The organism is Novacetimonas hansenii JCM 7643, from assembly GCF_000964405.1.
Taxonomy (GTDB): Bacteria; Pseudomonadota; Alphaproteobacteria; order Acetobacterales; family Acetobacteraceae; genus Novacetimonas; species Novacetimonas hansenii.
This window is the reverse complement of sequence record NZ_BANE01000047.1, coordinates 1-21,515: the sequence shown is the minus strand read 5'-3', so window position 1 is coordinate 21,515 and position 21,515 is coordinate 1. Positions and strand designations below refer to the sequence as shown.

The 21,515-nt window shown below is 61.0% G+C and carries 18 protein-coding genes; 11 read left to right on the top strand and 7 right to left on the bottom strand.

Annotated elements, in window-relative coordinates; all coding sequences use genetic code 11:
• Positions 1-385 precede the first annotated feature (385 nt).
• Positions 386-799, top strand: a complete 414-nt coding sequence (locus tag B7G66_RS17760; protein ID WP_155116150.1) for a hypothetical protein — start codon at positions 386-388, stop codon at positions 797-799.
• A gap of 28 nt (positions 800-827) precedes the next feature.
• Here the strand turns inward: B7G66_RS17760 and B7G66_RS03300 are convergent, their stop codons facing one another.
• The gene (locus B7G66_RS03300) at positions 828-1,805 is read right to left on the bottom strand and encodes a hypothetical protein (RefSeq protein ID WP_003620486.1); all 978 of its coding nucleotides are present in this window, start codon (positions 1,803-1,805) and stop codon (positions 828-830) included.
• 290 nt (positions 1,806-2,095) lie between these two features.
• Between B7G66_RS03300 and B7G66_RS03295 the strand changes: the two genes are divergently transcribed.
• The 4 genes from B7G66_RS03295 to B7G66_RS03280 all read left to right on the top strand — a co-directional run bounded on the left by B7G66_RS03295 (position 2,096) and on the right by B7G66_RS03280 (position 5,567).
• The gene (locus B7G66_RS03295) at positions 2,096-2,365 is read left to right on the top strand and encodes a hypothetical protein (protein ID WP_003620485.1); all 270 of its coding nucleotides are present in this window, start codon (positions 2,096-2,098) and stop codon (positions 2,363-2,365) included.
• 58 nt (positions 2,366-2,423) lie between these two features.
• Positions 2,424-3,329, top strand: a complete 906-nt coding sequence (gene ppk2, locus B7G66_RS03290) for a polyphosphate kinase 2 (RefSeq protein WP_003620483.1) — start codon at positions 2,424-2,426, stop codon at positions 3,327-3,329.
• 160 nt (positions 3,330-3,489) lie between these two features.
• Positions 3,490-4,236 carry an acid phosphatase gene (locus B7G66_RS03285; RefSeq protein WP_003620480.1) on the top strand — a complete coding sequence of 249 codons (747 nt, stop codon included), beginning with the start codon at positions 3,490-3,492 and terminating at the stop codon, positions 4,234-4,236.
• Positions 4,237-4,466: 230 nt separating this feature from the next.
• A complete protein-coding gene (locus B7G66_RS03280) occupies positions 4,467-5,567 on the top strand; it encodes a glycerophosphodiester phosphodiesterase (protein WP_040512036.1) in 1,101 nt (366 codons plus the stop codon).
• A gap of 485 nt (positions 5,568-6,052) precedes the next feature.
• Here the strand turns inward: B7G66_RS03280 and B7G66_RS03275 are convergent, their stop codons facing one another.
• The 4 genes from B7G66_RS03275 to B7G66_RS03260 all read right to left on the bottom strand — a co-directional run bounded on the left by B7G66_RS03275 (position 6,053) and on the right by B7G66_RS03260 (position 12,990).
• Complete coding sequence (locus tag B7G66_RS03275) at positions 6,053-8,377, bottom strand: xanthine dehydrogenase family protein molybdopterin-binding subunit (RefSeq protein WP_040510878.1); 2,325 nt, start codon at positions 8,375-8,377, stop codon at positions 6,053-6,055.
• Positions 8,370-8,843, bottom strand: a complete 474-nt coding sequence (locus B7G66_RS03270; RefSeq protein WP_003620477.1) for a (2Fe-2S)-binding protein — start codon at positions 8,841-8,843, stop codon at positions 8,370-8,372. The genes B7G66_RS03275 and B7G66_RS03270 overlap by 8 nt, the downstream gene beginning before the upstream one ends.
• Positions 8,844-8,864: 21 nt before the next feature.
• Positions 8,865-10,193, bottom strand: coding sequence for a cytochrome c (locus B7G66_RS03265; RefSeq protein ID WP_003620476.1), 1,329 nt, complete (start codon positions 10,191-10,193; stop codon positions 8,865-8,867).
• A 433-nt stretch (positions 10,194-10,626) separates the two neighbouring features.
• On the bottom strand, positions 10,627-12,990 hold the full coding sequence (locus B7G66_RS03260; protein ID WP_003620475.1) for a glucose/quinate/shikimate family membrane-bound PQQ-dependent dehydrogenase: 2,364 nt from the start codon (positions 12,988-12,990) through the stop codon (positions 10,627-10,629).
• On the opposite strand from B7G66_RS03260, the gene B7G66_RS18940 reads away from it, so the two are divergent.
• A complete protein-coding gene (locus tag B7G66_RS18940) occupies positions 12,989-13,120 on the top strand; it encodes a hypothetical protein (RefSeq protein ID WP_003620474.1) in 132 nt (43 codons plus the stop codon). The two genes, B7G66_RS03260 and B7G66_RS18940, sit on opposite strands and share 2 nt — an antisense overlap.
• A gap of 44 nt (positions 13,121-13,164) precedes the next feature.
• On the opposite strand, the gene B7G66_RS03255 is transcribed toward B7G66_RS18940, so the two are convergent.
• Positions 13,165-14,646 (bottom strand): mannitol dehydrogenase family protein, encoded by a 1,482-nt coding sequence (locus tag B7G66_RS03255; protein WP_141312908.1) that lies wholly within the window; start codon positions 14,644-14,646, stop codon positions 13,165-13,167.
• Between the two features lie 397 nt (positions 14,647-15,043).
• The gene (locus B7G66_RS03250) at positions 15,044-15,775 is read right to left on the bottom strand and encodes an SDR family NAD(P)-dependent oxidoreductase (protein WP_040510875.1); all 732 of its coding nucleotides are present in this window, start codon (positions 15,773-15,775) and stop codon (positions 15,044-15,046) included.
• Positions 15,776-16,031: 256 nt separating this feature from the next.
• Between B7G66_RS03250 and rpmI the strand changes: the two genes are divergently transcribed.
• The 5 genes from rpmI (at position 16,032) to pstS (ending at position 21,456) form a co-directional block, all read left to right on the top strand.
• Positions 16,032-16,235 carry a 50S ribosomal protein L35 gene (gene rpmI / locus B7G66_RS03245; protein ID WP_012554749.1) on the top strand — a complete coding sequence of 68 codons (204 nt, stop codon included), beginning with the start codon at positions 16,032-16,034 and terminating at the stop codon, positions 16,233-16,235.
• Between the two features lie 14 nt (positions 16,236-16,249).
• Positions 16,250-16,606, top strand: a complete 357-nt coding sequence (gene rplT, locus B7G66_RS03240) for a 50S ribosomal protein L20 (protein WP_003620466.1) — start codon at positions 16,250-16,252, stop codon at positions 16,604-16,606.
• Between the two features lie 220 nt (positions 16,607-16,826).
• A complete protein-coding gene (pheS, locus tag B7G66_RS03235) occupies positions 16,827-17,897 on the top strand; it encodes a phenylalanine--tRNA ligase subunit alpha (protein WP_003620464.1) in 1,071 nt (356 codons plus the stop codon).
• Positions 17,898-17,900: 3 nt separating this feature from the next.
• Positions 17,901-20,363: a phenylalanine--tRNA ligase subunit beta gene (gene pheT, locus B7G66_RS03230; RefSeq protein ID WP_003620461.1), complete on the top strand. Its 2,463-nt coding sequence runs from the start codon at positions 17,901-17,903 to the stop codon at positions 20,361-20,363.
• 127 nt (positions 20,364-20,490) lie between these two features.
• Entirely contained in the window at positions 20,491-21,456 is a 966-nt protein-coding gene (pstS, locus tag B7G66_RS03225; RefSeq protein ID WP_048858846.1) for a phosphate ABC transporter substrate-binding protein PstS, read from the top strand.
• Positions 21,457-21,515 lie beyond the last annotated feature (59 nt).

Genomic DNA, 21,515 nt, shown 5'->3' with positions numbered 1-21,515 from the left:
ATAACTGGCGGAATGTATTGTACCGTTTGGTTCATGATGGGGATATGCATGAGGAAGGAAAGCCCCTCGGGTTCGGGGCGGTTTCAGGGCGGTGGGGCCTGGCCGTCAGGGCCGGAATGATGTCTTGCTTCCTGACCTCTGAGGTTTGTTTTTTGCTTCACCGCAGTATCCGCGCCAGATCTCGGGGCCGGGGAAAGCGGGTGCCATGATTACGCAGTCCCATGGGTGTTCCCGTGGGGGAAGGCGGCAAATGTCACGAAATGTTAGAATATGCTCCTCATCATTCACGTAGGTCCCATGCAGCACTATGTCTTGTGAAGCCCCCGGATCATGCGCGAACATCGTGGCAGCGCATGGCATGGGCCGCCGGTGGAGGAGAAATAAGGTGAAGCAGACAAAATACTGGACGGTGGCGCTGATGGCCATGTCGCTGGCTGTGGCGCCGGTCCTGACCCTGACAGAGGCGCATGCGCAGCATGGTGGCGGCCCGGGTGGCGGTGGTGGACCCGGTGGCGGTCATGGGGGGGGAGGACCCGGTGGCGGCGGTCGTGGTGGACCGGGCGGCGGCTGGGGCGGAGGAGGCTCCCGTGGTGGAGGTCCAGGCGGCCCAGATGGCGGCTGGGGTGGCGACCGTGGCGGCTGGGATCGTGGCGGTGGCTGGGATCGCGGGGGATATGGCTATGGTTGGGGTGGTCCGTATCCCTATTATGGTTATCCCGGATATGGTTACGGCTATCCCGGTTATTATGCCTATCCTTATGGGGGATGGGGCTGGGGTGGTTGGGGCGGCGGGTGGTAGTACCCGTGTGCTGTCGCGGTGGTGCCTGTCAGGCGCATCGCCGCGGCAGGTATGAAATGACACGATCAAGCAGGATATCCATTTCCGGGCGCTGGATCGGATCGACACATGTGGTGATATAGGTCCGGGCACGTCGTTTGATGATGTTGGCCTGACGCAGTTCTGTTTCGCCCATGTTGCTTTCCGCGATCATGTCCGCGATTGTCATGTTCCGGTGAAATGCGCTCCAGGTGATGTGGAACGCGGCCTTGTTTACGATCGTTTCAAATTCCTGCCTGCCGAATTCCGATTGGCAGGCACCAAGCTGTTCCTTGGCCTGAACATACATGTCCATGGCGGGACGGGTGATATGACGGTGAAAATGCCGCCTGTGCCATGCACGCGCCCAGATATGTTCCTGATGCGCGATTTCATATTCCTGCACGTTGGCGTGGCTGTCTGCAATCAGCGCATGCACGGCGCGTGCCGCCAGCCAGGCGCTGGCGAAATCGGGATAAGTCTGCCCATTCCACAGGGGGGCAAGGCCGCTCGACCCAATGGCAAAGCGGAATCCGCGTTGCCCGTCTATACCGAATAGTACACTCAGTGTCGGGTCGGCGCCGCCTTCATGTCCCAGAACAAGGATATGGCCCGCATCGCCCGCATGCATATGACGTTGCACCGTCAGAAGGTCGAACAGGCTTTCGTCCTCGATCGAATTTTCGATATGTGTCTTTACATAGGTCATGAAAAGCGGATTACGCACATTCGTTACGCCACGTGGACAAAAATCAAAACCCCACCAGCGGGACATCTTGATGAGGTGAAAGGCAAGTTCATTGCGAAGCCGCGTCAGGTCCGGCGGATTTTCACCTTCGTCACACAAGGCCTGAATATCGCGGAACCGCGTGGCCAGCCTGTTGACCTGGGAGGAAAAGAATGTGCGCGGATTGAAATAATCAAGGAACAGGGCGGGGCGTGAGTGCTCTAGGTGCCAGTCGGGTGTGCATCCTGTGGTGTCGGGCATGGTGGCTTTGTCCCTGCACTGAAAAAAAGGTGCGGCATCGCCCCAAGGAAGGTGGACGATGCCGCAGAGTTTTCACGGCGTTAGGGCTGGGAAATCGACGGTTGGGGAACTGTCTGATACGCCGTGAGTTCATTATCCATATTGCAAACGCATCGCAATTGCAACACGAAAGTGCAGGCTCCGCCCCCACAGCGACCGGGCTGATGGCGGTATGTAGGCGAACCCCATTGCAACCGTGCGGGGGAGGTGAAGTTTCCCGCACATGGCGATATTTATGTTTTGAGACCAAAATGACATTTCAAGAAACGTTCACATTCCATAAGGAAAATCAGGACTATGGTCCGCTGATCCATTGGTCTGACAAAGAGTGGGTCATGCAGGACACGTCGCGCGAAAAGAAGCAGGACATCATCGAGGAATGGCGTCCCGCGCTGGTTCTGGTGTGGAAGGACCGTCGGCATGAAAGCGCGGGCAACAGGGACAGGGCCCTGCATGGTGCCCCGCATGATGCGCTTGCGCCGATTGATGACGAGGATGCCTATATCCACGACGAATTCTGACGGCTAATGCGTGGTATCGATCACCACGACCCCATTTGACAGGATGGCCAGTTTCCTCATGAAGCATAGTTGCGATCGCGAATCGCGTGACAAGATCCGCCTGCGCGAGGAGATCCTTGACGACCTTGATGAAGAGATCGAGCTTGAGCTTGATGACGCACGTCTGGGGTCGGGAAAGAATTGTGACCCGCTGGATTTTCGTCAGGTCTATTTCCGTGAACTGCTGCGCCTGCAGGGCGAACTGGTGAAATTGCAGGACTGGGTCAAGGAGACCGGGCATCGGCTGGTCGTGATCTGCGAAGGACGCGATGCGGCGGGAAAGGGGGGCGTGATCAAACGCATTACCCAACGCCTGAACCCGCGCATCTGCCGTGTCGCTGCCCTGCCTGCGCCCAATGACCGTGAACGCACGCAATGGTATTTCCAACGATATGTCAGCCACCTGCCTGCCGCAGGTGAAATCGTGCTGTTTGACCGAAGCTGGTACAACCGCGCAGGTGTTGAACGGGTAATGAATTTCTGCACGGATGCGGAATATGAGGAATTCTTTCGTTCGGTGCCGGAGTTCGAGCGGATGCTGGTGCGCAGTGGAATACAGATCGTCAAATACTGGTTTTCGATTTCCGATGACGAACAGGAACTGCGTTTCCGTGCCCGGATGGAAGATCCACTGAAGCAGTGGAAGCTAAGCCCCATGGACCTTGAAAGCCGCAGGCGGTGGGAAGCTTATACGCTGGCCAAGGAAATCATGCTGGAACGTTCAAACATCGCGGATGCGCCATGGTGGATCGTCCCGGCTGATAACAAGAAAAAAGCGCGCCTGAACTGCATCAGTCACCTGCTGTCGCAGGTTCCCTATCAGGACGTGGAAAAGCCCGAAGTCACGCTGCCTGAACGTGTCTTCGGCCCGGATTATATCCGCCAGCCCGTGCCCGATGATATGGTCGTTCCAGATTTGTATTGAAAAAGGTGACGGACATGTCACCGTCGGAAACATACCGGTGACCCGGCGGCGGGGGCCGTATCTGGCGCGTTATTGTGTTTTATTATTGTGGGATGTCATGCGGAAACATTATCTATTGTCAGTCCTGTGTTCGTCACTGTTCATGGTTTCAGGAAATTGCGTGGCCCGTACGGCACCGTCAGCACACGCGCCGGAGGCAGGGTATCTAACACCTGCGACGCAGCCTGATGCCACACAGTACCTTCCCCCGCCGCCGCAGGCTGGCTCGGCGCGTCAGGCCGCGGATGACCATGCCTTTGAATCCACGCGTGGGCTGAAGGGCGGCGCGCGCTGGGCACTGGCGACATCCGATGCGGACCTGCGTATCGAGGCGCTGCTGCGCAGCTTTTCCTGTGCGGCAGGCTTTACGATCGACGCCAGCAAGGCACCGCGCCTTGCCGCGCTGATCCATCGGATGGATGTCAGCGAAATTCCCGATATGCGCAACGCCAAGGCATCATGGCATCGCGCACGTCCTTTCGTGGGCAATACGCAGTCGATCTGCACAGAGGACGATCGGTCCCACCTGGCGACATCGGGGGCTTATCCTTCCGGGCACACCCTTCTGGGCTGGAGTACGGCGCTGGTGCTGGCGGAACTTCTGCCGGACCGTTCGACCGAAATCCTGCAACGTGGGCGCGTATTCGGTGAAAGCCGTATCGTCTGTGGCGTGCATTGGGCCAGTGACGTGCTGGAGGGATATATGACCGGGGCAGGCGATATTGCCGCCATGCACGGCAACCCTGCCTTCCGGGCGGATCTGGATGCCGCACGGACCGAGTTGGAGGGCCTGCGTCACGAAGCCCCCAAACCCAATCCGCAGGCTTGTACGATCGAGCATGATGCTGCGGCCCATTCTCCGCTCTGATCCGTGATGGGGCAGGGGACGAATGCCCCCATGGGAATCTCTCCATGACTGGGGAACAAAAGTGTCGGTGCATGTTTTTGAAAGTATTTGAAAAACATGGGCTTTTTTGAAAAGTCGACGCCCGGAAAGCTTTTATGTTTCCCAGTTGCCCCATGGATCATCTTTTCCGACAGCCCCAACCGGGTCATGGCGCCAAGACAATCAGACTGGAAAAATTCATGGATAAGGCCATGCTGACACGCAGGCAGGCAATCGTTCTGGCGGGGGGCGCGATAATGTTGCCGGTGCGGCCCGGACGTGCCGCGCCATCACTGGCACCGGTGCCCCTGGTCATGGCGCATCGTGGGGCATCCGCATTACGGCCGGAACATACGCTGGCATCCTATGCCAGGGCCATTGCGGATGGCGCTGATTATATCGAACCCGACCTTGTCCCCACCAGCGATGGTGTGCTGGTGGCGCGACATGAAAGCAATATCGCGGGAACGTCGGATGTCGCAAGCCATCCTGAATTCGCATCGCGCAAGCGGACGGTCGTGATTGATGGCGTGTCGGAAACCGGATGGTTCACGACGGATTTCACGCTGAAGGAGCTTAAAACCCTGCGCGCGCGGGAACGCCTGCCGATGGTGCGTGCCCATAACACGCGTTATGATGGACATTTCGATATCCCCACGTTCGAGGAAGTCATTGATTTCGTGGCGGCAGAGGCTGCCGCACGTGGACGTGTGATCGGCCTGATCCCGGAGATCAAGAACTCCACCTATTTCCACAAATTGGGTCATACACCGGAAGAAACGTTCCTGCAGGTGATCGGGGCGCATGAATATACGCGTTATTGCCCGTTGGAGGTTCAGTCGTTTGAGACCACGAATCTCAAGACATTGTCTGGCAAGGTAAAGGCGATCAACCCGCAGGCACGTCTGATGTTCCTGATGGGGGAGCGCACGCAACGGGTGCCGGACCTTGCGGCGGCTGGGCAGGGCACGACATTTGGCGACCTGATGACGCCAGAGGGGCTGCGTAACGTGCGGCAGTATGCGGATGTGATTGGTCCGTCGAATGTAGACATCATTCCGCGCGATGCCTCCGGGGCATGGCTTGCGCCGTCATCCTTGATCGAGGATGCGCACAGGGCCGGGTTGCTGGTGCATTCGTATACCTTCCGGCCCGAAAACTGTTTCCTGCCGCTGCAACTGCGCAATGCGCTGGGGGATAATGCCCGCAATCCCGACGGGGCCATCGCGGAAATCCGGCGCTATCTTGATCTTGGGCTGGACGGGTTCTTTACGGATGACCCGGCGCTTGGCCGACAGGCCGTGCGGATGTGACGCGCCGCCTGTTGGCTGACGGTGCGTTTCTGGTAGGACTTCCGCCAGGGGAATAGTTGCGAAAGACATTCCCTCTTCCCTTGGTGCGGATTGAAAGCACCCATTGAAAAAGAATGGGAAAAGTTTTCAGTCATCGCCTTGTTTTTTTTTGAACATGCGATGTCTTTCAAAGCTTTGGGGAAAGCTTTGAAAATTTATCAGGGGCTGTTTGAAAAAGTCAGGTTCAATAGCATCCTGAAATTATAAAGGTTTTTGATGAAGCTTTTTCAAAAGGGCTTTCGAAGATGCTGCCTTTCTGAAAAAAGGCAGCATCCAAAAACTTCCTTATGATTTCAAGCCGCTTCCCGGACCAATGTTTCAAACAGTCTTTGACATCAGGCAACATCCCGGACGTTAGGCAAAGACGCCGTTTCCAAACGGCAAAAGAAAAGGGGGCTGGCACATCATGCGCCAGCCCCCTTTTTCATGCCCTGTCCGGGGCAGGCTCAGCTTCCCTGAAGCCCACGCAGGACATCCGCCGGGCGCACCGGCATATGGCGCAGCCGGACACCGACGGCGTTGAAGATCGCATTGCCAATGGCCGGGCCGACAACCGTGGTTCCGGGTTCACCAAGGCCCATCGGCTTTTCGGTGCTGGGCAGGAACTCGATATCCATCTCCGGCGTATCGGCCATACGCAGGGGGGTATAGGTGTTCAGGTTCCGGTCCACCGGCTGTCCGTTCACGATTTCCGTGTTCTCGAACAGTACCATGCTCAGGCCCCACAGGGCCGCACCCTCGGTCTGGGCACGTGCGCCGTCGGGATCGACCACCGTACCGGCATCCACCACGATCGTCAGCTTTTCACAGCGGACAACACCGGTAGAGCGGTCAACATGCACCTGCGCACAGCAGGCGATCCATGTCGGCATGCCGCGTTCCTGTCCTGCGGTCGTGCAGATACCCAGCGCGGTGTCTTTGGGCAGCGTCTGCTGGCCCCAGCCCACCTTTTCCGCCAGGCGGCGCAGAACCGCAGCCTGCCGCAATGCCCCGCCAACGGCATCGGGGGCTTCGCCCTTGTTGCGTCCGGTGGCCGTCAGCATATCCAGACGGAACTGCACGGGGTCCTTTTTCTGCGCATGGGCGACTTCGTCCAGGAAGCATTCCACCCCCCAACTGGTCCAGCCGGGACTGACCGAGCGCAGCCAGCCGGGACGGAAGGTTTTTTCCGCCAGGTCGTTGCGTAACGCCCGCACGCGAAATGCCCCCACTTCGTACCAGTGATCGGCACCAGCAATGGCAAACTGGTCATATGGGGCGTCATGTACGCCCTTGGCCATGAAAGCTTCCGCCATGACCCCGGTGGGCCAGCCGGCCGCCGCCTGATAATCCATGGCGGTGATCTTGTTGGAGGCATCGAACGCCATGCGGACCCGCTGCACGGATGGTGAGCGGAAGGAGTCGAACACCATGTCGTCCGAACGCGTCAGGATCAGCTTGACCGGTTTGCCGCCAAGTGCCTTGGAAGCGAGGGCGGCCGGGATCATGTAATCCCCGTTCAGGCGACGCCCGAACCCGCCACCCAGCAGATAGCTGCGCAGCACGATCTTGCTTTCCGGGACTTCCAGCGCCTTTGCCAGTGTCGGCAGGATCAATGACTGCCACTGGTTGCCTGCATGGATCTCGTAAACGCCGTCCTTGACAAAGGCGAGGGCGTTCATCGGCTCCAGCTGGTAATGCAGGACGGATGCGCAGGTATATTCCTTGTCCATGACCGTATGGGCCGAACTGAACGCCTGATCCACGCCATCGTCATTGAAGACGTAAACACCACCTTCCTTGTGGTTGATCAGTTCACGGCCACGATCCTGGATGTCGCGTTCGTTGACATGGGCGGTCTCCCCCGGGATCCAGTCCACCTTCAGCGCGTCGGTCGCACGGATGGCGGCGCTGTAGCTGCTGGCAAGCACCACGATCCACCCCTGCACCACGCCCGACGGGTCGTCGATCTTCAGGTAACGGATATAGCCCTTGACCTTGCGGGCCTCGCTGTCATCAACGGAACGCGCCTTGGAGCCATAGCGCGTCGGCGGCATCTTCGGGCGGGCATAGACCATGCCCTCGACCTTGGCGTCGATGCCATAAATGGCCTCGCCCGTGGTCTTGGCAGGAATGTCGAGTGCCTTCTTGAGTTCCGAATTACCGATCAGGCGACGCTCGCTCGCAGGTTTCAGGGGCAGCTTGGCCATTTCCTCGGGCGTGAAGGAGTGGCTGGGATGACCCTGCGTGACAATGTCGCCAAAGCTGATCTGCTTGCCATTGGCGGCGGACACGATGCTTTTGCTGACGCTGCACTTGTCGGGCGTCGTGCCCAGCAGGCGCGCGGCTTCTTCCACCAGGGCCGTGCGCGTTGCCGCGCCTGCCTGACGGAAAATATCCCACGTCATCCAGACGGACCAACTGCCACCTGTGACCATCAGGCCCCATTTGGGGTCGGTATCGACATAATTGATCCGTACCTTGTCCCAGTCGGCCTCCATCTCGTCCGCGATGATGCGGGCAAGGGCGGAGCCGATATGCTGGCCCATTTCCGCACGGATGATATTGACCGTGATCTCCCCATCCGGTGCGATCGCACACCAGATGGTGGGTTCGAACGCACCATCGCCGGGACCGGATTTATCAAGCGGGAAAACCTGGTTGGCCGATGCCTGCCGGGCAAATCCAAACATGACGCCCGCGCCAAGCGAGGTGACAAGGAAGCCGCGCCGGGACAGTCCCTGTCCTGAGCCGGAGCCTTTTCCAGTAAGAAAACGGTTCAGTCTACCCATTTGACGAATCTCCGCGTGCGGCTGCCGCGGCCTTCTTGATGGCGTCGCGTATGCGAATGTAGGTCATGCAACGGCACAGGCTTCCGGCCATGACCGCGTCGATTTCCTCATCCGTGGGGGAGGGATAATCCTTGAGCAGGCTGACGGCCTGCATGATCTGTCCCGACTGGCAGTACCCGCACTGCGGCACCTGCAGTTCACGCCATGCTTCTTGCACGGGATGCTTGCCCTCGGGGTCAAGCCCTTCGATCGTGGTGATGTCAGCGCCTTCGGCGGCGCTGATGGGGGTGATGCACGACCGGGTGGCGCGACCGCCGATATGCACGGTGCATGCGCCGCACATGCCGATGCCACAGCCGAACTTTGTCCCGGTCAGGCCAACTTCGTCACGGATAACCCACAGAAGCGGGGTATCTTCGGGGACGTCAACGGTGACTTCGCGTCCATTGAGGTGAAAGGTCGTCATGTTCTAGCTCCGTCTTTCATCTCAATGAGAAGAGGCGACAGGAGAGGCAGCCAGCGTCTTGCGGACGTCTGCGGCTTTCTTCTCAAGGTCGGTCCAGGGTTTCAGGGTCGTCCGCGTGGCGCGCAGGTAGGCGGCCAGACGTGCGAGGTCCGCGTCGGAGAAGGAATGGTAGAAGCTGGGCATCGACACGGTGGAGATGCCTTCCTGCGTTCCAATTCCGTGCAGGATCACCTGATACAGGTTGGTCGGTTCATCCAGCCACAGCGCATTGTTCAGCGCCAGGTCGGGGCGTCCGTCAACCGGCTGCGGGCCGGCGTTGGCATGGCACGCGGCGCAGGCCCCGGCATACAGGCGTGCGTTGGGGTCTGTCTGCGGGCCGACGAGGTCACGCATGGACGCCTTCATGGCCCAGGCAATGGCCTTGGGGTCTTCGTTGACGCGGGTGGCGGCCTTGTCGATATCCGCAAGATAGTGCGCGATGGCGTGGACGTCGGATTCCGGCATCTCGCTCAGGCCACCATGGACGACAGGCGACATCGGGCCAGCCGCACTGCCATGCAGCGGGGCGGAACCGTAACGCAGATACTTGAAGAACTCGTCCTCGGTCCACACGACAGGGGTGGGGTTATGTTCGTTGAGCGGCGGGGCAATCCAGTTATCCACCGGCGCGCCGTCATAGGGGGCGCTGCTCTTTTCCGCGCCCATCGCATTGCGCGGTGTATGGCACGCAGAGCAGTGGCTCAGCCCTTCGGCAAGATAGGCACCACGATTCCACTGCGCATCCTTGGCATCGTTATTCTTCAGCGGCCCTTCATGCAGGAACAGGAGCTTCCATCCAGCCTGTTCCAGGCGGATATTGAAGGGGAAGGCCACCGTGTTGTCGCGCTTGACCGAATGGACCGGTTCGCGCGTCATGAGGAACGCATAGACGTCATCAATGTCCTGATCCGTCATATGCGTGAAATGATCGAACGGGAACGCCGGGAAAAGCTGTGTCCCGTCACGTGAAATGCCCTTGCGCATCGCACGCTTGAACGCGGCCTGCGACCAGTGACCGATACCGGTTTCCGGGTCGGGCGTGATGTTGGAGGAAAAGATGGCGCCAAAGGGCGTGTCCATCTTGTAATCGCCCGCCAGTTCGATACCGCGCTTGCCGTCGGTGCGGGTATGACACTCCGCACAGTAACCACCGGCGGCCAGCACACGACCATGTTCGATCTGTGCCTTGCTGAAGGAGGAGGGAGACGGCGGCGCAACCGGAGCAATCTCCGGATACCACGCGTACGCAAGGAATCCGACGCCACCGGCGACACCGATTCCCACAATCGCTGCTGCAATGCGTTTAATCACGATGTTCTCGCGGTTGTGAAAGTCATTTTATCACCCCGTATCATCCGCCCCGAGTTTCGGCGCTACGTCTTCAGAAACAAAGAAACCAACATGCATGTGCATGCTGCTTTCCGGCACCGGAGCAACAGGACGCGCAGGGGCGCTCCTTCCTCGCGGCGGACAGTCAGTCTTGATGTTTCCTAATCAAGGGCTTCCACCTAACGTAAGGTGAAAACACTTATAAGACTTATTTGGATCTTTATACCCCACGAAAGATCATCTGTAAAAGCCTGAATAAGTGGCGTTTACAGGGGCCTGATGGCGGATGGGGCAGGGTGGCGGGGAACGTTGTTTCCCCGGTGAACCATGTCTATATCCGAGTATATACAGACAGTCACCGCCGGGTCAAGCCGGGACGACATGCCGCGTCGTCCCGGTTGCGTATGTGCCGCCGTTATTCAGGCAGGCTGTAGGCGACCACGTAATCGCCCATCTTGGTCCCGAAGGAGCCGTGGCCCCCATCGGCCGTCACGATGAACTGGCGTCCATTGACGGCATAGGTCATCGGCGTGGACTGCCCACCGGCGGGCAGGCGGTCCTGCCACAACTGCTGTCCGGTCGTGACGTCATATGCCCGGATATAGTAATCGAGCGTGGAGGTCAGGAATGCGACCCCCCCTGCGGTGGTCAACGGGCCGCCCAGGCTGGGTACGCCCATCCTGAAGGGGATCGGCAGTGGTGCGCTGTCACGGATCGTGCCGTTGCGATGCTTCCACACGATCTTGTTCGTACGCAGGTCGATGCCGGACATATATCCCCATGCAGGCTGTTTGCACGGCAGGCCCAGCGGTGACAGGAATGCATGCAGGTCAACGCCATAAGGTGCGCCGAACTGTGGCTGCACGCCGCTTTCGCTGCCGGATGGCTGGGATTTGTCAGGGGTTGCGGGGTTGTTGGGGCCGCGCGGGATCAGGGTGGACACGAACGGGATGGCGATAGGATTGGCGATCGCGATCTGCCGGACCGGATCGACCGCCAGTCCGCCCCATTCAAACATCCCGAGGTTGCCGGGGAAGACCAGTGTTCCCTGCAGCGAAGGCGGCGTGAATGGCCCATCATAGCGGAGCTGGTGGAACATGACGCGGCAGATCAGTTGGTCGAACATCGTGCCGCCCCACATGTCCGCATCCGTCAGGTTCTTTTTCGGCCGGAATGTCAGTTGGGAGAAAGGCTGCGTGGCCGACAGGTGATCCCCTGGCGCCGCGCCCTGCGGGACGGCGCGTTCGGGGGCGGGCACCACCAGTTTGCCGTCACGGCGGTCCAGCACAAAGATATTGCCGGTTTTCGCCGGGGCATACAGGGTCGGGACAACCTGCCCGTCGGGCATGCGGATATCCACCAGGCTGGGCTGTGCCGGGATGTCCATGTCCCACAGGTCATGATGGACGGTCTGGTAACTCCATACCAGTTTTCCCGTCGATGCGTTCAGCGCGACGATCGAGCTGGCATAGCGTTCGGAATCCGCATTGCGGTTTCCGCCCCAGATATCGGGGGTCTGGACACCCATGGGGATATAGATCAGGTCCAGATGCGCGTCATAGGACGACGTGATCCATGAATTCGGTGAATTGGGCACGAAATGGTGGTGTTCGGACGGCATTTCGTTGGGGTCAGGGTTGCCGGGGTCGAACGCCCATTTCAGTTCACCCGTATTGACGTCAAAGCCGCGCGTGACGCCAGAGGGTTCATGCGTGGAATAATTGTCCGTCACCGCACCCGATACGATGACCATGTTGTCCGTCACAACCGGGGGGGAGGTGGGTTCGTAAAAACCCGCCGTCTTGACCGTCATGCCGTCCTTCAGGTCGATTTCCCCATCCGTGCCGAACCCGTGACAACGCGCCCCGCTATGCGCATCAAGGGCGAACAGGCGGCCATCATTCGTTGGCAGGAAGATGCGCTGCGCACATTCGGCAGGCGCCGCATCCGCCGGGGCTTCGTGATAGGAAACGCCACGGCAGGTCAGGTGCTGGAACGTTGGGTTATGGACGATCTGCGGATCGAACTTCCACCGCTGCTTGCCTGTGGCGGCATCCAGCGCGAACAGGATCTGGTGCGGTGAACACAGGTAAATCGTATCGCGGATCTTGATCGGCGTGACTTCGTCCGTCGTCTCCCCCGGATCGCCCGGACCACGCATGTCACCCGTACGGAATGTCCACGCGACTTTCAGCTTGCCGACATTCGCAGGCGTAATCTGCTTGAGGGGAGAAAAACGGTCCCCGAACTCCGTACGGCCATAAGCCTGCCAGTCTTCGTCGGGCATCTGGCTGGCATCGCCGGGCGTCGGGGCATTCTGCGCCACGGCCGGCAGGCTGCCGGCGATGTCCTGCGGGTCCTGCGTCAGGGCAATGCCGACAACCGCGACCGCCGCGGCAATCACCGCCCCAAGCACAAGGCGTGGCGCCCCGACTGGTGCCCTGAGATGCCGCGTCACCCCCGGCAGAAGCAGCAGGATGCCAATCGGCACCAGAATGTCGCCGCGCGGGGCCAGCGCCCAGAAATCGAAACCGGCTTCCCGCACGGCCCATATCATCGTACCCGCAAGCAGGATGGCATACAGGCCCAGCGCGGCCTGTGCCCGCATGAACAGCAGCCATGCCGTGCCCAGCAATGCCACCCCGGCAAGGACATAATAAATAGATCCCCCCAGAACGGCCAGCCATATGCCACCACCCAGCAGGTAAAGGCCGGATATCGCACATAGGGCAATGGCGAGGAGGAGGAGGGGACCAGGACGGGTGGGGGGAGTATTCATGATCTTCCTGAAGCAGAGCGAAAAACGGCGGGCGCGGGCCTTAGTTCAGGAGACAGCTTATAAATCAGGCGCAGGTCAAGAAGTTATTTCTAACGATGACGTGTCAAAGCCCTCCGCGATGCAGGCATGACGGAGGGCGCACAGGACGGGTCGTATATCGTGGAAAAAGAAGGGTTATTGCGCCGTAAGAACGACCTCCGCCAGTGTCCTGCGCGTGCCGTGCGCACGGATGGCCTGCCGGACCGTGCGATAGCATGTGACGAAGTCCGGTGACTCCGTCAGTCCCCAGCCCGCGAACACCGACATGTTCAGGGCCGCATCAAGGTCCGCGCCAGTGGCAAGGGCACGGTCCGGCGCGCTGAGATGTGGTTCCATGATCGGATAGGTCGCGCCATTGTCATCATGGCCGCGCAGATATTCCAGATAGCACGAGATCACGAAGGCCACGCGGATCGGGGTGCGGTGCGTCGCCAGCAGGCCCATCGCTGTTTCACGGATGAACATCTGTAGCTTTGACGTGCTGTCCGATGCGATGCGCAGCAGTTGGTCGCTGATGGCATGATTGCGGAAACGCCGCAGCAGCAGTGCGCCATATTCATGCAGTTCCATGCCCGGCGGTGCCGTCAGCAGCGGTTCTGCGTCAAGGCCGAGGTAACGCTCCACCAGGGAGACTTCGTTCATGTCAGCCATGATGTCGCTGACAATGCGGTATCCCGACAGCACGCCCGACAGTCCCAGCAGCGAGTGCGAGGCATTGAGCATCCGCAGCTTTACTTCCTCATACGGATAGACATTGTCCGTGAACTGCACGCCCACGGCATCGAATTCCGGCCGGCCTGCGCAGAATTTGTCCTCGATCACCCATTGTATGAAATCCTCGCAAAAGACGGGGATGCGGTCATCAAGGCCACTGGCGGCATCAAGGCGGCGCACGTCATCGGGGCGCACCGCCGGGGTGATGCGATCCACCATCGTGCAGGGGAAGGTGACGTTGTCTGCCATCCATTCCGCCAGCGCCGCATCGCGTGCCCTGGCCCATGTCAGGGTGGCGTTGCGCGCCACGTGGCCATTTTGCGGCAGGTTGTCGCAAGACAGGACGGTGAATGGGCCAATCCCGCGGTCACGGCGCAGGCGCAGCGCCTCGGTCAGGACGCCAAAGGCGGTATGGGGCACATCGCGCTTCAGGTCTTCGGCAATGACAGGCAGGTCGAGCGGAAAATGCCCGTTTTCATCGACGTAATAGCCGCCTTCGGTAATTGTCATGCTGACGATGCGTATCGCGGGGTCAGCCAGGCGTTCGATGGCTGCCGCACGATCGGCCGGGGCGTGGACATATTCGATGATGGAGCCGATGACCCGCACGGTATCGGGTGCGTCGGGCGCGCATTCCGTCAGGGAATACAGGCAGTCCTGCGCCTTCATGGCATCGGCCTTGTCCGCCTCGCCGGGGCTGTCCATCAGGCCGATCCCCACGATGCCCCAGTCCGACTGCCCCGGGCGCGCCAGAATGCGTTCAAGGTAGACCGCTTCGTGCGCGCGGTGGAAATTACCGACACTCAGATGGGCAATGCCCGGCGTAACCTTGCCGCGGTCATAGGACGGAACCATGATTTCCGGCGGCAGATGGGGCAGGGATGTAGTATTGAGTATGGTCATGACCATTTTCCACGGCAAAGTATTCACGACGCCTAATCAGAAATGGAAAATGTGACAACCCGCGAAAGTGATGTACCTGCCGTCAGTTTCCGGCAGGAAAAGGGCAGGGTGATCCGCTTTGGCGGGATTTGGGGCATGAGGGGACGATGGCTGTGTATATTACGAAGTATTGCGCAGCATCCGGGCCACATCCGTTAAGGCGCATGCGTAAAGTGCAGGCCGAAGTCCCGGCAAAGCCGGAAGCGGGATGCGGTTGCGGTATCATTTTCGCAAAAAAGCTTTTGCATGCAGTCTTGATTCAAAAAATCAAGGCCGGTGCAGGAAGCGGGCGACAGTCGGGCAGGCTCCGCAAAGGGTGCCGCAGGGAAACAGCCTGTTTCCCTGCGCAAACGCGGCGTCAGGCAGCTAGCCCCCCATCCACGGTCAGGGCCGCGCCGGTGATGTTGTCGCTTTCGGGGCGGGCCAGGAAGGACGCCATGGAGGCGATGTCAGCCGGTTTGCCATATTCCGGCATGCACAGGAAACCGCGCAGCATGTCCGCACCCGCGCCATCGGCAGGGTTCATGTCCGTATCAATGGGGCCGGGCTGGATCACGTTGATGGTAATGCCTTCCGGCCCCAGGTCACGCGCCGCGCCACGCACGAAACCACCCAGCGCGGCCTTCGTCGCGCTGTAGAGCGAGATGCCGGGGAAGGGCGCGCGTTCGCCAAAGGTGGAACCGATCAGGATGATGCGCCCGCCACGCTTCATATGCGTCACGGCGGCCATCGTCTCCAGCATGACGGCGCGTACGTTCAGGTCCAGCGTCGCATCCACCTGCGCCACCGTCATTTCCTGCACCTTGGCATAGGGATAGATGCCGGCATTGCACACCAGCGTGTCCAGCCGCCCGAAATCCTGCACAACCTGTTCGATCAGTTCCCGTGCCGCGTCCGTGCCCTCACCCGCGCGATAGGCCCGTGCCGTGCGGCCAAGTGCCGTGATGCGCGCCACAGTCGCATCCGCCGCCGTTGCATTGCGGGCATAGGAAATTGCAATGTCGAACCCGTCCTTCGCCAGGGCTTCGGCAATGCTGGCCCCAATTCCACGGCTGCCGCCGGTCACTATCGCCACGCGTTGTGCTGTCATGATCGTTCTCTCCCGTCTGGGGACCGGTCCCCATGTTGCCGTTGCGTTATAGGCTGCCGTCCGGGGGGAGACAACGCGCCATGGTGATCAGGGGCAATCAGGGGCGATCAGGGCTTGATTGGTGTCGCGGCGTTGTTTATAGGCAGCGATGTTCGCGCGTCCGGGCCTGATCAAGGGCATGCCCGGCCGCAATGTCACGTTCGCGTTCCGACCGGTCCGGTGGGCCATGGGATGCGAAAAACCGATGGAGATGAAAATGCCCAAGATGAAGACCAAGTCGTCGGTCAAAAAGCGGTTCAAGATCACCGCGACCGGCAAGGTGCTGGCTGGCCCCGGCAACAAGCGTCACGGCCTTATCAACCGTTCGCAGAAGATGAAGCGTACCAACCGCGGTTCGCAGACCCTGACGGAAATGGATGGCCGCACTGTGAAGCAGTGGGCGCCCTACGGGCTGGCATAAGGAGCATCTGATACATGGCACGCGTCAAGCGGGGCGTTACCTCACACGCCCGTCACAAGAAGGTTCTGGAACTCTCCAAGGGGTACCGGGGCCGGTCGTCCACCAATTATCGCATTGCGCTCGAACGGCTTGAAAAGGCCCTTCGCTATGCCTATCGCGACCGTCGCAACAAGAAGCGTGAATTCCGCGCCCTGTGGATTCAGCGCATCAATGCCGCCGTGCGTGAACATGGCCTGACCTATAGCCGTTTCATCAACGGTCTGGACAAGGCAGGGATCGAAATTGATCGCAAGGTGCTGGCCGCCATTGCGTTCGACGATGCCGCGACCTTTGCCGAAATCGTCAAGAAGGCGCAGGCCGCTCTGGCCTGAACCTGTTGTCCACCCCATAATGTGGTGACAGGTCCGCGAAACGGGTCGTCCTGCCGGGCGGCCCGTTTTGTTTTGAGTACCCCGGTGTGTCCTGATGCGCGACAGCGGCGCGGCGATGGTCCCACCCCACGTAATCCGATACCTAATCCGATACCCGGCATGGCCGCCATCTGTCGAATGCGCCTCGGCCTGCCTGTCCGGTGAGCCTGTGCGAGGTAGCATGAGTGACGATCTCGAAACCCTGAAGCAAGACACCCTTGCGGCGCTGGCCGCGGCACCTGACCTGCGGGCATGGGACGAGGTGCGCGTCGCGACAATGGGCAAGTCAGGACGCCTGACCGGCCTGCTGAAGGAACTGGGCCGGATGTCGCCGGAGGAGCGCAAGCTGCGTGGCAGCGCGCTGAACCGCCTGCGCGACGAACTCTCGCGTGAGATCGCGGCCCGTGGCGAAGCATTGGAGGCCGAGGCCCTCAATGCCCGTCTGGCTGCCGAACGGGTCGATGTCACCCTGCCTGCCGCCGTGCAGGCCGAAGGCACGCTGCACCCGATCAGCCGCACGATCGAGGAAATGACCGCGATTTTCGGGGCGATGGGCTTCAAGGTTGCCGAAGGCCCGGATATCGAGACCGACTGGCATAATTTCGCCGCCCTCAATACCCCATCGCACCATCCCGCGCGCACGGACCAGGACACGTTCTACCTCCCGCGGGAGGGGACGGAAACGGCGGAGCGTGTGTTGCGCACCCAGACATCGGGCGTGCAGATCCGCACCATGCTGGCGCATGAACCGCCCATTCGCATCATTGCGCCGGGGCGCACCTATCGCGCCGATCATGACGCGACCCATTCACCGATGTTTCATCAGTGCGAGGGACTGGTGATCGACCGCGACATCACGCTGGGCCATCTCAAGGGCTGCCTGTCGGATTTCCTGCGCGCCTTCTTTGCGCAGCCTGACCTGCCGGTGCGGTTCCGTGCCTCTTATTTCCCCTTTACCGAACCGTCGATGGAGGTTGATATCGGCTGGTCGCGCAAGACGGGACAGATCGGTGGTGGCGATGACTGGCTGGAGGTGCTGGGGTCGGGCATGGTGCATCCGCGCGTGCTGGCGAATTGTGGCCTCGACCCGCGTGAATGGCAGGGATTTGCCTTTGGCATGGGGATCGAACGTCTGACCATGCTGCGCCATGGCATTCCCGACCTGCGTTCCTTTTACGACAGTGACGTACGCTGGCTGCGTCATTACGGGACCAGCCCCCTGTCACCCGCCCTGCTGCATGAAGGTCTGTGATCAATGAAGTTTTCACTGTCATGGTTGCGTGAACATCTGGACACGACGGCAAGCGTCGAGGACATCTGCGCACGGCTGAATACCATCGGGCTGGAGGTCGAGGGGATCGAGGATCGTGGCGCGGTCCTCGCCCCATTCCGCACGGCGCGTATCCTCAGCGCGGAACAGCACCCCAATGCCGATCGCCTGCGGGTATGCCAGGTGGACGCGGGCGAGGGATTTGCGCGCGTGCAGGTCGTCTGTGGCGCGCCCAACGCACGCACGGGCCTGTCGGTCATCTTTGCCCCGCCGGGCACATGGATTCCAGGCAGCGACATTACCATCAAGGCCGGCAAGATCCGGGGTGAGGCCAGCGGCGGGATGCTGTGTTCGCTGCGTGAACTGGGGCTGGGGCAGGAAACCGACGGCATTGCCGAACTGCCCGATGATACGGTGGTGGGGCAGTCCTATGCCCTGTTTGCGGATATGGATGATCCGGTCATCGAAATCGCCATCACGCCGAACCGGGGCGACGCACTGGCCATCCGTGGCATTGCGCGCGACCTTGCCGCGGCGGGGATGGGCACGCTCAGGCCCTGGCTTGCCGAAACGGTGGAAGGGACGTTCGCGTCCCCGCTGTCATGGGCCAATACATTTACGCAGGCCTGCCCGTGGGTTCTGGGCCGTACGATCCGTGGCGTGCGCAATGGGCCAAGCCCCGAATGGTTGCAGCGGCGGCTGGAATCCGTGGGGCTGCGCCCGATTTCCGCGCTGGTGGACATCACCAACTATTTCGCGTTCGATCTTGGCCGTCCGCTGCATGTCTTTGATGTGGCAAAGGTGGGGGGCAAGGTGCTGACCCTGTGTCGTGGAGAGGGCGAAACACTGCGTACCCTTGACGGTGCGGAACATGTGATGACGGTGGAGGACTGCGTGATCGCCGACGCCAACGGCGTGCAGTCGCTGGCTGGCATCATGGGGGGGGAAGCAACGGGCGTGGACGCGGCGACGACCGACGTCTTTGTTGAATGTGCGCTGTTTGATCCCGTGCATATCGCCCTGAGCGGCAGGCGGCATAACCTGCATTCCGATGCGCGTCAGCGCTTTGAACGTGGTGTGGACCAGGCCCTGCCCCCCGCCGCGCTGGAGGCGGCGACACGCATGATCCTTGATCTGTGCGGGGGGGAGGCCAGCGAGGTCGTCTCAGCCGGTGCGCCGCCCGCATGGCAGCGCGACGCGCACCTGCGCTTTGCCCGTATCGCGACGCTTGGCGGACTGACGGTTGCGCCGGACCAGGCGGTGGCCTCGCTGGAGGGGCTGGGCTTTGAGGTTCGCGAGCGCGATGCGCAACATGTGGTCGTCAGCGTGCCGTCATGGCGCAATGACATCGCAACGCCGATGGTGCTGGACCAGGCGCGGGACCTGCCACCTGAACAGGCTGCCCGCGCGGCGCAGGGCGCGATGGCGGTCGATTCAGAAGTGGATTTGATTGAGGAAGTCCTGCGGTTGCAGGGCATGGATGCGGTCCCGGCGGTCTCCCTGCCGCCTGTATCCGCCGTACCGGTGCCCGCCCTGACGGCGGCGCAGGTGCGCGTGGCCTCGGCGCGGCGGCACCTGGCCGCGCGTGGCCTGCTGGAGACGGTCGGTTTTTCCTTTGTCGCGCATGCCCAGGCGGCAGCGTTTGGCGAAACACCCGAAAGCCTGCATCTGCTCAACCCCATTGCCGCCGATCTGGATCAGATGCGTCCGACGCCTCTGGTCAACCTGCTGAACGCGGTGCAGCATAATGCGGTACGTGGATATCCCGACCTCGGCCTGTTTGAAATCGGGGCTGGCTTTGCCGAGGCAGGACAGCGTCAGGTCGTGGCGGGCATTCGCAGTGGCCATTCGGCGCGCATCCCCGGTCATGCGGCAACGCCCGTGGACCTGTGGGCGGCCAAGGCGGATATCCTTGAGGTCCTGCGCATCGCGGGGGCTGCGATGGAGGGGCTGAGCATTACCCCCGACGCGCCCGCGCATTATCATCCGGGCCGTTCCGGCACGGTGCGTCAGGGGCCGAAGCTGGTGCTGGGGTATTTCGGGCAATTGCATCCCGCGCTGCTGTCTGAACGCGGGATCGACCTGCCGGTGGTGGGGTTCGAGACGTTCATTGAGGATGTGCCCGAACCCAAGCGCCGCCGCCGCGCGCCGCCCAACCTGTCGCCGTTCCAGCCGCTGCATCGTGATTTCGCCTTTATCGTGGCGGGCGATGTCCCTGCGGAAAAACTGCTGCGCGCTGTCAGGGGGGCGGAACGCAACCTGATTTCCGCCGTCAGCCTGTTCGATGTGTACGAAGGTGACAAGATCCCGGCCGGGTACAAGTCCATGGGGGTGGAGATCACGATCCAGCCCATCGACCGCAACCTGACTGATGCGGATATCGAGGCGGTGTGCGCACGCGTGATTGCCGCCGCGCAGAAAACCTGCAATGCCGAACTGCGTGGCTGAATGCCTGATGGCGCGACGGGGCTGTGCTCCTGTCGCGCCCATGCATCCGGCATTCGCATGTTGATCAGGGGGGGAGAGGTCATTGCGCGCCATAGGGGGATGGATCGGGACGGGGCTTGTTGTCCTGATGGCGGGATATGCCGGCACCGCTGGCGCCACGGCGATTACGGGGGCGGGGTCCAGTTTTGGCGCGCCCATTTATGGCGCGTGGGGCGAGGATGCGGCGAAGGATGTGGGCATCACCCTGAATTACCAGACGATCGGCTCCGGGGCGGGACAGAATCAGGCCCGTGCCCGTACGGTTGATTTCGGGGCGTCGGATGCACCGATGTCCGCCACCGCGCTGCACGATGCGCGCCTTGCGCAGTTTCCTACCGTCATGGGGGCGATTGTCCCTGTCATCAACCTGCCCGGTGTGGGGGATAATCAGTTGCACCTGACGGGTGCATTGCTGGCGCAGGTTTATGACGGGGAAATCACGTCGTGGAATGATGCGCGTATCGCCGCCGTCAATCCGGGCCTTGCCCTGCCCGATATCCCTGTAGCGCCGGTGCGGCGGGCAGACGGGTCTGGCACGACCTTTGTGTTCACGACCTATCTTTCGCAGTCATGGCCCCAATGGCAGGCGCAGGAAGGGGCAGGCACCTCCATCCAATGGCCGGTTGGCGAGGGGGCGCGCGGCAATGACGGGATTGCCGCCGCAGTGCGCAATACACAGGGCAGTATCGGCTATCTTGAATATGCCTATGCCGCGGGCAACCACATGGTCATGGCGCAGATGCGTAACCGCCATGGGGAGGATGTGGTGGCCGACCATGCAAGTTTCGAGGCTGCTGCCCGTTCCGCGAAATGGGCGGATGACGCCACACGGCGTGTCGATGTCCTTGATGCGGCGGGGGCAGGGGCATGGCCGATCATGGCTGCGACCTATGTCCTGATCCCCACTGATCCCACCGATCCCGCGCAGGGGCGCGCGGTGCGGGATTTCTTTGTCTGGGCATTCGACCGGGGGGACGAGACGGCGCGTAAACTGCAATACGTGCCCCTGCCGCCGGAGGTAAAGGTCGGGATAGAAAGCTTCCTGAAGCAGTAAGAGCGTGTTTGAAAGCAACTCATTGATAAAAAACAAGAAAAGTTTCTGGGTGCTGCCTT

What these genes read in the sequence shown, in the direction of transcription:
- rpmI (WP_012554749.1), top strand. Translation starts at nt 16,032, where the DNA reads ATGCCCAAGATGAAGACCAAGTCGTCGGTCAAAAAGCGGTTCAAGATC.
- B7G66_RS03275 (WP_040510878.1), bottom strand. Translation starts at nt 8,377, where the DNA reads ATGGGTAGACTGAACCGTTTTCTTACTGGAAAAGGCTCCGGCTCAGGA.
- B7G66_RS18940 (WP_003620474.1), top strand. Translation starts at nt 12,989, where the DNA reads ATGATCTTCCTGAAGCAGAGCGAAAAACGGCGGGCGCGGGCCTTAGTT.
- B7G66_RS03300 (WP_003620486.1), bottom strand. Translation starts at nt 1,805, where the DNA reads ATGCCCGACACCACAGGATGCACACCCGACTGGCACCTAGAGCACTCA.
- B7G66_RS03255 (WP_141312908.1), bottom strand. Translation starts at nt 14,646, where the DNA reads ATGACCATACTCAATACTACATCCCTGCCCCATCTGCCGCCGGAAATC.
- pheS (WP_003620464.1), top strand. Translation starts at nt 16,827, where the DNA reads ATGAGTGACGATCTCGAAACCCTGAAGCAAGACACCCTTGCGGCGCTG.
- B7G66_RS03250 (WP_040510875.1), bottom strand. Translation starts at nt 15,775, where the DNA reads ATGACAGCACAACGCGTGGCGATAGTGACCGGCGGCAGCCGTGGAATT.
- B7G66_RS03280 (WP_040512036.1), top strand. Translation starts at nt 4,467, where the DNA reads ATGCTGACACGCAGGCAGGCAATCGTTCTGGCGGGGGGCGCGATAATG.
- B7G66_RS03295 (WP_003620485.1), top strand. Translation starts at nt 2,096, where the DNA reads ATGACATTTCAAGAAACGTTCACATTCCATAAGGAAAATCAGGACTAT.
- ppk2 (WP_003620483.1), top strand. Translation starts at nt 2,424, where the DNA reads ATGAAGCATAGTTGCGATCGCGAATCGCGTGACAAGATCCGCCTGCGC.
- rplT (WP_003620466.1), top strand. Translation starts at nt 16,250, where the DNA reads ATGGCACGCGTCAAGCGGGGCGTTACCTCACACGCCCGTCACAAGAAG.
- pstS (WP_048858846.1), top strand. Translation starts at nt 20,491, where the DNA reads ATGGCGGGATATGCCGGCACCGCTGGCGCCACGGCGATTACGGGGGCG.
- B7G66_RS03270 (WP_003620477.1), bottom strand. Translation starts at nt 8,843, where the DNA reads ATGACGACCTTTCACCTCAATGGACGCGAAGTCACCGTTGACGTCCCC.
- B7G66_RS03260 (WP_003620475.1), bottom strand. Translation starts at nt 12,990, where the DNA reads ATGAATACTCCCCCCACCCGTCCTGGTCCCCTCCTCCTCCTCGCCATT.
- pheT (WP_003620461.1), top strand. Translation starts at nt 17,901, where the DNA reads ATGAAGTTTTCACTGTCATGGTTGCGTGAACATCTGGACACGACGGCA.